The sequence below is a fragment of the Qipengyuania sp. MTN3-11 genome, from assembly GCF_042851825.1.
GTDB lineage: Bacteria > Pseudomonadota > Alphaproteobacteria > Sphingomonadales > Sphingomonadaceae > Qipengyuania.
The window spans coordinates 14,961-27,786 of record NZ_BTGM01000002.1; the positions used below are offsets into that span (position 1 = coordinate 14,961).

Annotated in this window: 16 protein-coding genes and 1 pseudogene; 16 read left to right on the forward strand and 1 reads right to left on the reverse strand. The window is 61.6% G+C overall.

Features of this window, described 5'->3' with window-relative positions; translation table 11 throughout:
- Nucleotides 1-4 precede the first annotated feature (4 nt).
- From ACGHN1_RS07285 to ACGHN1_RS07360, 16 genes and pseudogenes are all read left to right on the forward strand, one after another.
- Complete coding sequence (locus ACGHN1_RS07285) at nt 5-265, forward strand: hypothetical protein (RefSeq protein ID WP_390549861.1); 261 nt, start codon at nt 5-7, stop codon at nt 263-265.
- Between the two features lie 28 nt (nt 266-293).
- Nucleotides 294-452, forward strand: a complete 159-nt coding sequence (locus ACGHN1_RS07290; protein ID WP_390549863.1) for a hypothetical protein — start codon at nt 294-296, stop codon at nt 450-452.
- Nucleotides 452-568: pseudogene (locus tag ACGHN1_RS07295) on the forward strand (FmdB family zinc ribbon protein); the annotation flags it as partial. The gene ACGHN1_RS07290 and the pseudogene ACGHN1_RS07295, both read left to right, overlap by 1 nt.
- A gap of 15 nt (nt 569-583) precedes the next feature.
- The gene (locus ACGHN1_RS07300; protein ID WP_390550926.1) at nt 584-835 is read left to right on the forward strand and encodes a hypothetical protein; all 252 of its coding nucleotides are present in this window, start codon (nt 584-586) and stop codon (nt 833-835) included.
- Complete coding sequence (locus ACGHN1_RS07305; RefSeq protein ID WP_390549865.1) at nt 832-2,034, forward strand: hypothetical protein; 1,203 nt, start codon at nt 832-834, stop codon at nt 2,032-2,034. Before ACGHN1_RS07300 ends, ACGHN1_RS07305 begins: the two co-directional genes overlap by 4 nt.
- An 11-nt stretch (nt 2,035-2,045) precedes the next feature.
- Nucleotides 2,046-3,056 carry a phage major capsid protein gene (locus tag ACGHN1_RS07310; RefSeq protein WP_390549867.1) on the forward strand — a complete coding sequence of 337 codons (1,011 nt, stop codon included), beginning with the start codon at nt 2,046-2,048 and terminating at the stop codon, nt 3,054-3,056.
- Between the two features lie 15 nt (nt 3,057-3,071).
- Nucleotides 3,072-3,389 carry a hypothetical protein gene (locus ACGHN1_RS07315; RefSeq protein ID WP_390549869.1) on the forward strand — a complete coding sequence of 106 codons (318 nt, stop codon included), beginning with the start codon at nt 3,072-3,074 and terminating at the stop codon, nt 3,387-3,389.
- 58 nt (nt 3,390-3,447) lie between these two features.
- Nucleotides 3,448-4,179 carry a hypothetical protein gene (locus ACGHN1_RS07320; protein WP_390549870.1) on the forward strand — a complete coding sequence of 244 codons (732 nt, stop codon included), beginning with the start codon at nt 3,448-3,450 and terminating at the stop codon, nt 4,177-4,179.
- Entirely contained in the window at nt 4,180-4,899 is a 720-nt protein-coding gene (locus ACGHN1_RS07325) for a hypothetical protein (protein ID WP_390549872.1), read from the forward strand. It abuts the gene before it with no gap.
- A 50-nt stretch (nt 4,900-4,949) separates the two neighbouring features.
- Complete coding sequence (locus tag ACGHN1_RS07330) at nt 4,950-6,809, forward strand: hypothetical protein (RefSeq protein ID WP_390549874.1); 1,860 nt, start codon at nt 4,950-4,952, stop codon at nt 6,807-6,809.
- A complete protein-coding gene (locus ACGHN1_RS07335; protein WP_390549876.1) occupies nt 6,806-7,282 on the forward strand; it encodes a GNAT family N-acetyltransferase in 477 nt (158 codons plus the stop codon). Before ACGHN1_RS07330 ends, ACGHN1_RS07335 begins: the two co-directional genes overlap by 4 nt.
- A gap of 4 nt (nt 7,283-7,286) precedes the next feature.
- Nucleotides 7,287-7,775: an HNH endonuclease gene (locus ACGHN1_RS07340; RefSeq protein WP_390549878.1), complete on the forward strand. Its 489-nt coding sequence runs from the start codon at nt 7,287-7,289 to the stop codon at nt 7,773-7,775.
- Nucleotides 7,772-8,563 carry a hypothetical protein gene (locus ACGHN1_RS07345; protein ID WP_390549880.1) on the forward strand — a complete coding sequence of 264 codons (792 nt, stop codon included), beginning with the start codon at nt 7,772-7,774 and terminating at the stop codon, nt 8,561-8,563. Before ACGHN1_RS07340 ends, ACGHN1_RS07345 begins: the two co-directional genes overlap by 4 nt.
- A complete protein-coding gene (locus tag ACGHN1_RS07350) occupies nt 8,560-9,378 on the forward strand; it encodes a hypothetical protein (RefSeq protein ID WP_390549882.1) in 819 nt (272 codons plus the stop codon). The genes ACGHN1_RS07345 and ACGHN1_RS07350 overlap by 4 nt, the downstream gene beginning before the upstream one ends.
- A 22-nt stretch (nt 9,379-9,400) precedes the next feature.
- Nucleotides 9,401-9,649: a D-Ala-D-Ala carboxypeptidase family metallohydrolase gene (locus ACGHN1_RS07355; protein WP_390549884.1), complete on the forward strand. Its 249-nt coding sequence runs from the start codon at nt 9,401-9,403 to the stop codon at nt 9,647-9,649.
- Nucleotides 9,649-12,444: a hypothetical protein gene (locus ACGHN1_RS07360; protein WP_390549886.1), complete on the forward strand. Its 2,796-nt coding sequence runs from the start codon at nt 9,649-9,651 to the stop codon at nt 12,442-12,444. Before ACGHN1_RS07355 ends, ACGHN1_RS07360 begins: the two co-directional genes overlap by 1 nt.
- On the opposite strand, the gene ACGHN1_RS07365 is transcribed toward ACGHN1_RS07360, so the two are convergent.
- Nucleotides 12,441-12,725, reverse strand: coding sequence for a hypothetical protein (locus ACGHN1_RS07365; protein ID WP_390549888.1), 285 nt, complete (start codon nt 12,723-12,725; stop codon nt 12,441-12,443). The two genes, ACGHN1_RS07360 and ACGHN1_RS07365, sit on opposite strands and share 4 nt — an antisense overlap.
- Nucleotides 12,726-12,826: the final 101 nt, after the last annotated feature.

The window sequence follows — 12,826 nt, forward strand, 5'->3', positions numbered from 1 at the left end:
CGACATGGCCGACGCACGCAGACTGATGGAGATGGGCTTCCCTGAGCCCACCGCGGAGGAACTCGCCGCCCAGATCGAAGCGCAGGAGGGCAATCGTGATCGTCTGATCGAACTGGCGATCATCCCCGAACTGGCAACCGAGCTGGCGGCGCAGATCGACGCCGATCCGACCAATGCACCCAAGCTCGTCGAGCTCTCGATGGTGCCCGATCAGGCGGTTGAGGTGGTTGCGCAGATCGTCGCGGACAGGCCCGAGCCTGAATGATTTGGACGGGAAAGCAAGGAGAACTGAGATGACCAGCAAAGCAGAGCAGAAGAAGATCGACCAGGACGACAACGGCCTTGCCGATCGCATGAAGACGATGGACCCGCGCTTCGACGAGAAGGGCGAGCCTGTCGAGGACGACAAGTCGGTCGGACAGACCAAGACGGCCAGCAAATCGAAAAGCTGATGCCGCTTTACGATTTCCGTTGTGCGCAGGGACACCGTTTCGAGCGGTTCGTTCCGCTTGCGCGCTTCGGGGATCGACAGGAGTGCGAGTGCGGGGCTGGAGCGTCCCGGCTTATCTGCGCGCCGCGAGTAGTGTCGGATAGCATCGAACCGACGCTCGGGCCTGACGGAAAGCTGCATACCAGCCTCGCCTCGTATCGCCATTCCTGCAGCCCCGAGGGCAATCCGCAGGGCGAGAGATACCAGGAACTCGGGCGAGACGAGATGCCCGCATTCAAGGCACCGGAGTTCGACCGGCGCAAGAGGCGCGAGGACATCCGCGCCGGGATTCAGGATGTCAAGGAAGGGCGCGTGCCGCCCGTTGTTACCGGAGACCTACCATGACCGATCTGGCCGCGTCCGAAGCGCCCGATACCCGTTCGACCACGCTCGACCCGAACGCCGCCCCAGGTGTCTCGGGTGGTGGCGCACCGAAGACACTCGAAACCGAGGATGAGCCGAAGAAGGAGCCTGCCTCGCTGCGCGATGTAATCGCCGACGAGGCGAAGAAGGACAGCGAAGCAAGGGAGAAGCCCGACGATGACGCCAAGCCCGCCGCAGACGAAGAAGATGGCGAGGCCAAGGGCGAAAAGGACGAGAAAGCCAAGGCAGACGCCAAACCGGAGGAAAAGGGCGAGGCCGACGATGAGGTGAAGGGCAAGCCCGACCGCAACGAGGACGGCAAGTTCAAGGCGAAGGACACCAAGGAACCCGAGCGCTCGAACGACTATCAGCCTCCGAAGAACTTCCTGCCGGATAGTCGCGAGAAGTGGACCAATGTGCCCCGTCCGGTGCAGCGCGACATCGAGAACATGGAGCGCGAGCACCAGGCGCAGGTGACGCAGCTTCGCGAGGCAACCGAACGCTACGAGGCGATCAAGCCGTTCGACGAGCTAGCCAAGTCCAACGGCAGGGACCTTCGCGAAAGCCTCGAAAAGATGTCGCAGATCGAGGACCTGATGCAGGCCAATCCCTATGCCGGGTTGAACGCGATTCTGCAGGAGATCGGCCCGAAGCGCCCGGACGGTTCATCGCCCAGCCTGTTCGAGGTGGCGCAGTTCATCACGCAGGCCGGGCCGGAAAAATGGCAGCAGATCGTCGGTGCCCGCCCGCAGGCGTCGAACGATCAGCCGAAGGCAAACCCCGAGGTGGAGCAGCTCAAGCAGCAGATCGAGCAGCTCCAGACCCAGCAGACGACCGCTTCCGTCATCGAGCCCTTCAAGGCCTCTCATCCCCGGTGGGATGAATTGAAGGACGATATTGTAATGTTCCTCAAATCTGGTAGAATACCAGCCAGCTTGAGCCCGTCCGACCGACTGGCAGCGGCTTACGACATGGCTGAGCGGCTCAACCCGCCTTCAAATGTCGACAAGCCCGCCCCGGCAACGAGCCCTGACGCAGATGGCCGCGCTGATGAAAACCTCAGCGGCACAAAATCCATCAAGTCCGCGCCAGGGTCATCGTCTCCCGATCTTGCACCTCAGCGCGGTGGTTCAACCGCCGACATTCTGCGTGACGAAATGCGCAGGCGTCGAGCAAGCTAGGGATCAGTCCGATGGCTGTTAATCCGGATCGTAACTACGGGCAGATTCTTACTGCCTCCGTCGCGCGTCGTTCGACCGACGTGCAGAATATCGTTTACAATTCCACCCCTCTGACTGCCATCCTGAAGGATCAGGGGCGCATCAAGACCAAGCGTGCCGGCGGGCCGGAACTTCGCGTTCCGATCATGTTCGACAAGCTCCAGGCGCAGTGGTTCACCGGCTATGACAAGCTGCAGATCACGCCGAAGGAACTGCTGAACAGCGCCGTCTACAACTGGTCGCGTTGCGTCGGCATGTTCTCGCTGACCGGCACCGAGCTGCTTTACAACAGCGGCGAGGAAGAGGCCATCGACCTCATGGAAACCTACATGGATGCCGCCGAGCAGTCCGTGAAGGAAGCCTTCGAGGAAGGCATGATCGGTGACGGCACTGCCGATGGCGGACGCCAGATGATCGGTTTCGGCGGGGCTATCCCCATCGTGGCCAACACCGGCACCTATGGCGGGATCGACCGTGCGAGCGTGGCCGACTGGCGCACCTCGACCTTCGACATTCCCGAAGGCGATGTCGACGGTTACACCGCCTGGGACAGCACCACGGCGCGCCCGATCATCGAGAAGATCACCTTGGCCCGCTCGCGTGGTGGGCGCTACCCCGATCTGATCATTGCCGATGCCAACTCCTATGCTGCGATCTCGGCGGCATTCGTGGCGCATCAGCGGCTCGCATCGGAGCGTCTGGCGCGGCTCGGGTTCACGGGGATGACGATCATCACCCCGGCGGGTCCGGTCGATGTCATCGCTGCGGGCGGTATCGGCAATGTGATGCCCGAGAACACCTTCTTCGGCATCGATACGAAGGGCGCGGCGATCTACACCTTCCCGGGTCAGGAGTTCGTTCCTTTCCACCCGGGCGACGGGATGCGTCCGATCAACCAGGATGCGGTGGCGCAGGGCGTCGTGTGGACGGGCCAGTTCGTGCTCGAAAACCCGCTCTTCACCTATCGCGCCATCACGGCCTAACCGGAGGACTGAGCAATGACGACTTCCCCCTTCCGCACCACCGGCCAGCTCGGTCCCGATCTTCATCAGAAGGTCACTCCGGGACAGGTCTGGTTCGACAACCCGAGCAAGGTGAGCCCCGTCGTGGGCACGCGCGAGACGGGTGACGACGGGTTCGACTACGTCTGGGTCCGGGCATCGGCGAATATCTCCGCTGCCTCGGCTCCGGGCACTCAGGTGTCGATCACCGTCCCCGCCTACACGGCGGCTGCCGGTTCCGGGGGCTTCTATGCCCCGGTCGCTGGCGTAACGTCCGGAGATTATTTCTGGGCGAAAAAGGGTTCTGCCCTTTGATCCCTGGGGGCGGGGCTTCGGTCCCGCCTCTTCCCTCTAGTTCTGGAGCGTCCAATCCATGACACAGGTTGCCGTTATCGACCCGCGCGACATCACGATCACGCCGGTTTTCAAGATCATCGAAGTGGAGAACGTCCACGCCTCCGAGAAAGCCGGTCACGCGGTGATGGAGACAAAGGAAGTGGTCGAGGTCCGCTTCGCCGGTTCCCGCAACTACTCCCCGGTCTTTCCGTCCGACGCGCAGTATCGCAAGGAAGGCAATCGTTCGATCACCTACGCCGAGCGCTGGTCGGACCAGTATCGCGATTTCAAACAGGGTAACCCGCAGGAGGCCATGGGCACGCCGCTGGAAATGCTGCGGCCCTATGGTGTCACTCCCGAACTCGTCTCGCTCTGCCGGGCGATGAAGATTTACTCGATCGAGTCCCTGCACGCTCTTGAGGGTCAGGGGCTCAAGTCGCTCGGCATGAATGCCAATCGGCTAAAGGACGCGGCCAGGGCGTTCATGTCCGAGCGGCTATCCTCTTCCGCCGCGCTCTCCGAGGTCGAGCAGCTGCGCGCCCGGATCGCCGAGCTTGAGGCTTCTTCGGTGCAGGTCCCGGCCAGCGAGCCGACGCCGGACGAGCAGAAAGAAGCTCTGGCAGTCGCGGACAAGGCTTTCGCGGAAATGTCCGATGACGACATCAAGAGCGAGATTGCCGAGCTGGCCGGTTCGCGCCCGCGCGGCACGCCGTCTCGCGAAACCCTCGAAAACAGCCTGCGCGAGTTGCGCGAAGCAAAGGCGGCGTAAATGACGGTTCTTGCGGCCATGCAGTCGGCGGCTATCCGGCTCATCGGCCGCAAGCCGTCGACCTTCTTCGGGGCGACCCAGACGTTCGAGCTGGAGATGTGCGATCTTGTCAACGAGGTCGCAACGGACATCGCCAAATACGATGATTGGCAAGCCCTCACGCGGATCGCCACGATCTCTGGTGATGGCACGACAACCGAGTTCGACCTTCCCGACGATTACGACCGCTTCACCATTGCCGGTGCGATGCAGGACGGTGCGACGTGGGCGTGGGGCTACCGCCACTACCAGAGCCTCGACCAGTTCCTGTTCGACGAAATACGCGGGTTCAATGCGACACCTGGCGGTTGGATCATCTATGGAGGAAAGCTGAGGTTCTCACCCGTGCCCAGCGCTACGGCGCAGGCGCGGTTTCCCTATATCACGAAGAACATCGCGCTCGATGAGTCGACTGCTCCGAAGGCGGCTTTCACCGCCGATCAGGACAGTTTCGTGCTTCCCGAGCGATTGCTGACTCTAGGGCTGGTCTGGAGGTGGAGGGAGAACAAGAAGCTGGACGCGACCGGCGATCAGGAAGCCTTCATCAAGGCTCTGGACGAATACGCGGCCAAGGATGGCGGGCCGACCGTCATCCGACGTAACGCACGGTCGGGCTTCGGCAACACGCATCTCGCGTATCCGTGGGAGCTTGGTCCTGCCAATTACTGGCCCGCCGGCTGATGGTTTATGCTCGTCGCCAGACCCGTCCGAAGCCACGAACTGCGGCCCCGGTGGAATGGCCCGCACCTGTAGCGGGCTGGGTATCGAACCGCGCCCTGTCCGACCCCAAGACCCAGATTGAGGGCCCGGGAGCCGCTACCCTCGACAATTTCTTCCCCAAGTCGACCGGAGTTGCCTTGCGGCGCGGAAAGGCCCGCTACGCCACGCTGAACGAGGCCCTGCCGATCCGGTCCCTGTTCACCTATCATAGTGGCGCGATCGAACAGATGTTCGCTGCGGACGCAGAACGCATCTACGATGTTTCGAATGTGCTATTTTCCCAGTCGGTAGAACTGTCCGATGGCGAAGAAAACCTGATTGGCGACGATCTAGAAAACATTCTGGGATGGGAATCGGGCGGCTCGGTCGTTTCAGAGGATTACACTAGCGACGACTGGTCGGTCATCCAGTTTGCGACCACGGGCGGGATATATCTGATCGGCGTGAACGGTGCCGACACGGGATTCATCTACGATGGTGATCGTTTCTACCCCAACATCGCGGGCGGCGTGACACAGGTCAATTACGATGGCTTGTCGGAAGATTTCTCCGAGGGAGAGACCGTCACTGGAGGCACCAGCGGGGCGACAGGCACGATTTGGAGGCAGGACCCGGCAACCGAGACCACCGGGAACCTGTTCCTGACGAACGTCACCGGGACGTTCGAGGACGACGAGGAAATTACCGGGGAAACGACAGGTGCGGCCGATGTGATCGGAGCGCCGGTCAATGCGGTTCCGGGAATGGATTTCGGCGATCTCACCAGCGCCGATATGTCTTTCGTCTGGGCCTACAAGTCTCGCCTCTATTTCGTCGAAAAGGAAAGTCTGACGGCCTGGTATCTCGATGTCGATTCCATCGGCGGAGAGGCCACTGCGTTCCCGATGGGAGGCATCTTTCCGAACGGCGGTTCGCTCATGTTTGGACAGCCATGGTCCTTGGAGAGCGGCGGAAGCGGGGGCTTGTCGGAACAGAACGTCTTTGTGACCAGTGAGGGCGAGGTGGCGATCTTTCAGGGGGATAACCCGGGGGAAGTTGCAACGTGGTCAAAGGTTGGCGTCTATCGGATCGGCTCTCCTCTGGGGAAGCGTGCGTATATTCGCGGCGGCGGGGATCTGGCGATAGCGACAACCGTCGGGCTTGTGCCTTTGTCGAAAGCCATTTCGCTCGATGTGACGGCATTGAATGTAGCGACGGTCAGCTACCGGATCGCGGATGCCTGGACCGAGGCGGTAAGCCTGCGCGGTCGTCAGGATTGGCAGGCAATCGTATGGCCGGAGCAGAAGATGGCTCTTGTTGCTCCACCGGATATGGTGGGAAGCGACAATCCCGTGGTGTTCGTCTCGAATACGGAGACCGGGGCATGGGCGAGATTTACCAATTGGGAAGCGCTGTGTTTCGCCGTCTATGGAGGGCGGCTGTTTTTCGGCTCGCCCGCAGGCTGTGTCTATCAGGCCATGGCAGGCGGGTTCGATGACAACGCGCCCTACACCGGCGTGGTCGTCCCCCTGTTCGAGGACATGGGGACATCGTTTGCCATGAAGATCGGCAAGATGGTTCGTGCGCGCGTAAAGGCGAATGTGCGCATCGTGGACCGGTGCGATATTCTGGCGGATTTCGACACCTCGCTTGCCGCAGCGCCAGACGCCACACCTGCTCCGGCCTCTAACGAGTGGGGCTCGGGCGTCTGGGGGCAATCTACCTGGGATGCTACGTTCGCGAATATCATCAATCAGCCGTGGAACTCGGCAGGGGCCGTAGGGTATGCCTTAGCCCCCTGCTACCAGGTCACGAGCGGCGCACCGTCTCCGCTCGATGTGGAACTGATCGATTTCCAGACCCTGCACACGACAGCCGAGGCGGTAACGTGATCGTCGCTGGAGAAGGCGTTGCGCGGTTCGTCTCCGAGCAGGTGGGTGCCGCTATATGCCCGCCTTACTCCACGATGGGGCTGATGAGGGGCGACAGGCTGGTTGCTGGCGTGGTGTTCAACCAGTTCGAGGGCTTCGATGTTCATGTGACGCTTGCCGGGCGGGGATGGACGAAGGGATTTGTAGAGGCTGTGGGCGAATATGTCTTTCGTCAGCTCGGTTGCCTGCGGTTGACCGCCACTACCGAGCAACCCGAAGTGATTTCCTATGCGCAGAGGCTCGGCGGCGAGGTCGAGGGAAGGCTGCGCGATCACTTCGGCCCGGGCCGTGATGGGATAATCATCGGCATCTTGCGTTCCGAATGGAAATTCGGTAGTTTCCCTCCCGATTGCAGCGCGGCTGACCGTCACTTCACGCGCTTCCCGAACAAGGAAGCGTGTTTTGAAGATACCCTCCCCCGACAGACTTCGTGACAGGTTGGATTACGACCCTGAAACGGGCGTGATGACTTGGAAATCTTGTGACGAGTTTCCGCGTCAGTGGAATACACGCTACGCAGGAAAGCCTGCTTTCTCGACACCGACTGCGCGGGGTTATTTGCAGGGCTCTGTAGATGGCCAGATGCTCGCAGGCCACCGCGTTGCATGGGCGATTACTCACGGGGCTTGGCCAACCCATGAGATCGACCATATCAACGGCGACAGATCGGACAACCGACTCATCAACCTCCGCGATATTCCCCACATTCAGAACCAGCGCAACATGATTATTAACCGCTCCAACACCAGCGGTGTTATGGGCGTGAACTACCATAAGCGCGACCGACGTTGGCGCGCGTTCATTGAGGTTCGCGGCAAATCTGTCCATCTCGGAAACTTCAAAACGATCAACGAGGCGGCGGCGGCGAGGAAAGCGGCTGAAAGAAAACATGGGTTTATGCCCGAGCACGGAAAGGCCGCAGCATGAAAGCCCCGAGTCCGCCCGATCCAGTTCAAACCGCCGTCGCGCAGGGTGGCGTCAATCGCGACACGGCAGTGTCCCAACAGCTGCTGAACATGGTTTCGCAGCAAAATCCTTGGGGCTCCGTCGCCTATAATCAGTCGGGCACGACTAGCTACGTCGATAGCCTGACCGGCAAAACTGTAACAGTTCCTCAGTTCACCCAGACCACTACGCTCTCCCCCGAACAGCAGGCGATTTTCGACAAGTCGCAGGCCGCGCAAACCAATCTTGCAGGCATTGCCGAGGCGCAGTCAGGCAGGGTGGCGGATGCACTGTCCGACCCGTTCCAGTTCACCAATCAGGACGCGGCTGACTGGTCCTATGATCTGGCGCAGACCCGCATCGCACCGCAACAGCAGCGCAACGAGGCCGCGCTGCGGTCGCGCCTGGTCAATTCCGGCATCCGCCCCGGAACGGCGGCTTGGAACTCCGAAATGGAGCGCCTGACGCAAGCCAACACCGACCAGAACAATATGCTGGCGCTGCAAGGGCGCTCGCAAGCGTTCTCGGAAAACCTCGCCACGCGCAATCAGCCGCTTAACGAGTTGTCCGCGCTGCTCTCCGGGTCGCAAGTGAGCAATCCGGCACAGATGTCTTCTGCTGCCCCCCAGGTGGGCGTCGGCGGCGTCGACTACGCCGGAATGGTGCAGGATAATTATCAGGCGAAGCTGCAGCGTCAGAATGCACTCATGGGTGGTCTGTTCGGTCTCGCCGGGACCGGCATTCGCGCAGCGACGGGAGGCTTCGGATGATTAATGTTCGCGGCCAGCCCCGCCGATCATGGGAAACGCCCGGTATCGGCGATGATCTCGAAATCGCTCGCGCCCTAGCCCCCGGGTTGGGTGAGCCCCTTGCGGCACCAGAGCCCTTCATCTGGGGCGAAGGCGGCACGAAAATGTCGCCTGAGCAGGTCGCGATGATGCGCGAACAGGGGCAAGCCATGTCCCGATCAGATTATTCCCCCGTGGGCCACTGGACCCAAGGGCTGGGTCGCGTTCTCGATGGCGTCGAGGGCGGCATGATGGTCAAGCGCGCGGACAGGATGGCGGAAGAGAACTCCGCTCGCGATGCTCAGCTTGCCGAGGCGATGACAACGGGCGCAGTCGATGATGCGACGATCGCGCGGGTGCTGATGGATCCCTCTGCCGGTCAGGGAGTGCGCCGGTTTGCCGAGATGGAGTATGAGCGGCGTAATGCTCCTGCAAAGGAGGTCGCACCGACCCCGATTGAGAAAATGATGCTGGCGCGCGGCATTACACCCGGTTCCGATCAGTGGAACCAGATGCTCGACGCGGCGCTGCTCAACGAAACCGACCCGTTCGTTACGTTCCAAGGGCCGTCAATAGGCTACACAGGCAGGCAGTCCGGCCTTGCCGCAGCTATGGGAGGAGGTGGTCAACCATCTGGGGTGCCGCAGACAACGGCACCTCCCGCCGAGGCGATTGCCGAGTTGCAGCGCGATCCATCCGAAGCGGCACGCCGTGAGTTTGACGAAGCTTTCGGCCAAGGCGCTGCCGCCCGTGTGATGGGAGGTCCGACGCTGCCCGCGTCGGGCGGGTTTCGTTAGCCCATTCGAACTTGGCTACAAAGTGACGTCCGGCAGGCGCACGCCTTTCGGGAACAGGCTTGTTGGCGGGGTTGCCGGGAGCCATCATCTGACCGGGCGGGCATTCGACTATCTGCCCAACCAAGGCGAAAGTTGGTCGCAGGCGATAGCGCGCGGAAAGCGTGATTATCCCGGAGCCGAGGTCTTCAAGCATGGCGACCATGTCCATGTCGAAGGACTTCCTCAGGATAGCATTCCCCTGTTCGGTAAGCGGGGAACGAGGACACGATAATGGCGGAAAACCGTTTCCAGAAATACATTCAACCTCCACAGGGCACCACGTTCGCTACCAACCCGAACGAGGCGCGCGATCAGTCGCGTGAGGACGAGCGGTTGCGCAATGAGCAGGAGCGACTTCGCCTTGCGCAAGAAAATGCCGCACGCGATGCGGCAAATGATGCCATCACACAGCGGGAGAAAGCCGACAAGCTAACCGCTGAGCAGGAGGAACGCGCTCGTCTGCAGGCCGCGCAGGCGTCCGGTGTCAGCGATGCTCTGGCGACCATGCGCCGGGTCATCGGGGCGGCACGCGATGCGAAGACGATGGCCGCGTCTGGGGCCGGCATCGGCTCCTATGAGGGCACGCAGGGATTCCGCGACAGTTCGGTGTGGAGCATTCTCGGGGCTAATTCCGCTTCGAACGATATGCAGGCCCTGCTGAACACAATCGGCTCGAACACGGCGTTCGACCGTCTGCAGAAGATGCGCGAGGAAAGCCCCACTGGCGGCGCTCTGGGCGCAGTGTCGGAGGTCGAGTTGCGCCTTCTGCGCGACAGCATCGCCTCTCTATCGCAAACCCAATCCGATGCGCAGTTCCGCTCGAACATGGACAAGATCATCGAGGCTTACACGCGGATCGCGGGCAAGCTGCAGAGCGCAGACAGCTATTATCGCCAGAACGGCACGATGGCTGGCTATGTGCCCCCCAGCGAAGAAGAACTTGCCGGGTTTGCCATCGACCAATCGACCCCCGCCGATCCGGTTGCCGCAGGCTCCGGAGCGACACAGACCAGCATTCCCATCCCGCAGGAATATCAGGATCGCCACCTGGCTTACCTGCGCCAGAACTGGGGCAATTTGACGCCTGAGGGGTATGCGCAGTTCCGCGCCGGATTGGACAACGAGTATCCCGAGGTAGGCTCCCCGAACCTCGAAGCCTATCGCAATGTCGTCGGCGACCTGAACGCTATGGCTGCAGAGGGCCAGCCCCCCGAAGCTGCAGGTGCTGTTCCGGCAAACGCCCGGGATCTGTCGGGCTTCGATCAGCTGCGAAACAATATCGCAACCGACCCACTTGGAACCTTCGCGGCAAATGCCCTCGACATCGGCGGGGCGGCGAACTGGCTTGCCGATGGTCGGGTCCAGGCATCGAGCGAACTCAACCCGACAGCGGCATTCTTCGGCGATATGGTGAGCGGCACCACAGGCGCGGGCATGACCGGAATGGCGCTCTCCGCGAGCTCTAAACTCGCCCCTAAAGCCATGTTCCTCGGGGACGCTCTTTATGGCGGTGTCGATGGGGCGATGAGCGACGACAATGCCATTGCGGGTTTTCTGACCGGCGTGACCAGCGCGGCGGTCGGCGACCAAGCGGGTAAGTATATCGGGCGCGGCATCGGGCAGTTTCGAGCAGGGGGCAACCCGCTCACCGATGGACAGCAGGCCGTTGCTCAGACAGTGCGAGGGGCTCGCGATACTGCCGAACAGGACATCGTCGATGCCTTGACCCAGGCACGCGATCTGGGCGTTCCGATGACGCTCGCCGATGCATCTCCGGAACTCGGCTCACTGGCTGGCTCAGCGGTGCGTTTTTCGCCCACTACGGCAGGGACGGCGCGTTCCGTCATGGCCCAGCGAAATCAGGGACAGCTTGACCGACTTGCTGAGGCTGTCGAGCGCGACCTTGGCCCGGTGACTAACATTCCCCAGCGCAGCGAGGATTTGCTGCAGCAAGCGCGTGCGCAGGCGGCCCCGCTTTACGATGCTGCATATGCTGCACCCGGGGCCGAGCTAGTCGATATTGCCGATCTCGCCGAACGTCCGACTTTCGCTGCGGCGCTGCGGGAGGGTTACACCGAGATGCTCGACGAGGGCCTCGACCCTTCGGCGGTCGGATTGCAGCAAGCAGGCGAGAACATCATGATCGCCGCGCCCTCCTGGCAGGCACTCGACTATACGAAGCGCGGACTCGACAACATCATCGAACGCGGCATCAAGCAGGGCGACGGTCCTGCTGTTCGTCGCGCCACTTCAATGAAGAACATGCTCCTGTCGCGCATGGATGAGGCCAACCCCGCCTATCGCGAGGCTCGCCGCGCCTACGCCGGGCCTGCTGCCGAGCGCGCCATGCTCGATGAGGGCGTGAACGCCTACCGCGTGCGCCCGGATCAGCTTTCCGTCGACATGGCGGACCTATCCCCAGAGCAGACTGCGCAGATGCGCTTGGGCTATCAGTCCGAAGTCATGGGACAGGCAGGCAATCTGCGAAACAACAGCAACCCGTGGGCGCAGCTGAATACCCCGAACACCGAGGGTCGACTTGAAGTCCTCTACGATGGAGCGGAGGATGCTGACATCGCGCGGCTACTCGGTCAGCGCGATCTCGAACTGCAGCTAGCGGGCAGTGCAAACCGTCTGATCGGGAACAGCGCCACAGCCGAGCGTGAAATTGCTGACGAGTTCTTCAAGCAGCAGCCCGGGATCGGGGGCGACCTCGCAGCAGGCATTATCGAGACCGGAGCGCTCGGCGGGCCTTTCCTCACCGTTGGCAAGTCAATCGGTGATCGCATCTTCCGCGAACGACGCGAGCGCTCCGCACTGGAGGCAAACCGTCGTCTCGCTGATGAGATTGGTCCTCTATTGCTTGAACAGTCGCCGCCTATCGCAATTGACGAGTTCACGGCGATGATGGCTGAGGACAAGCGTTTCACCGACGAGCTGGCGCGGCTGTTGGCACAGGGCGAAACCTGGGGGCGTCGAGCTGGAACCGGCTTTGCTACGGCCACCGCCGACAGAACGGCTTACTAGAAGAACAGACGCCCGATTATCAGCGCCGCTATGGTCACGACGAACAGCGTCAAATATACGGAATAGAGGGCCACGGTTCGGGGTCGAGCTTTCACCCAAGCATCGCGATACCCCGCCTGATAAGCCAGCCTGAGCTTCTGGTCGGTGTATTTCTGGACCGAAGTCTTGATTGCCACTGCGTCTGATCTCTTACGCAATAGCTTGTCTGTCGCCGATTCCTCGAAACGCGCCTTGCGAACGGCTCGCTCTATCTCTTCGATCGACGGATCGGGGTCGCTCATCCCACACTTGCTAGCACAGTGCTTTTCCGCTAGAAAGGGGTCAGTTTTGCAGGGCTGAACTCCTTCACCTGCTTGTCGTGAAACCACGCAAGCGGAGTTCG

Excerpts from the sequence above, each read along its gene's own strand:
- ACGHN1_RS07285 (WP_390549861.1), top strand. The coding sequence starts at position 5 with ATGGCCGACGCACGCAGACTGATGGAGATGGGCTTCCCTGAGCCCACC.
- ACGHN1_RS07290 (WP_390549863.1), top strand. The coding sequence starts at position 294 with ATGACCAGCAAAGCAGAGCAGAAGAAGATCGACCAGGACGACAACGGC.
- ACGHN1_RS07305 (WP_390549865.1), top strand. The coding sequence starts at position 832 with ATGACCGATCTGGCCGCGTCCGAAGCGCCCGATACCCGTTCGACCACG.
- ACGHN1_RS07310 (WP_390549867.1), top strand. The coding sequence starts at position 2,046 with ATGGCTGTTAATCCGGATCGTAACTACGGGCAGATTCTTACTGCCTCC.
- ACGHN1_RS07315 (WP_390549869.1), top strand. The coding sequence starts at position 3,072 with ATGACGACTTCCCCCTTCCGCACCACCGGCCAGCTCGGTCCCGATCTT.
- ACGHN1_RS07320 (WP_390549870.1), top strand. The coding sequence starts at position 3,448 with ATGACACAGGTTGCCGTTATCGACCCGCGCGACATCACGATCACGCCG.
- ACGHN1_RS07325 (WP_390549872.1), top strand. The coding sequence starts at position 4,180 with ATGACGGTTCTTGCGGCCATGCAGTCGGCGGCTATCCGGCTCATCGGC.
- ACGHN1_RS07345 (WP_390549880.1), top strand. The coding sequence starts at position 7,772 with ATGAAAGCCCCGAGTCCGCCCGATCCAGTTCAAACCGCCGTCGCGCAG.
- ACGHN1_RS07350 (WP_390549882.1), top strand. The coding sequence starts at position 8,560 with ATGATTAATGTTCGCGGCCAGCCCCGCCGATCATGGGAAACGCCCGGT.
- ACGHN1_RS07360 (WP_390549886.1), top strand. The coding sequence starts at position 9,649 with ATGGCGGAAAACCGTTTCCAGAAATACATTCAACCTCCACAGGGCACC.
- ACGHN1_RS07365 (WP_390549888.1), bottom strand. The coding sequence starts at position 12,725 with ATGAGCGACCCCGATCCGTCGATCGAAGAGATAGAGCGAGCCGTTCGC.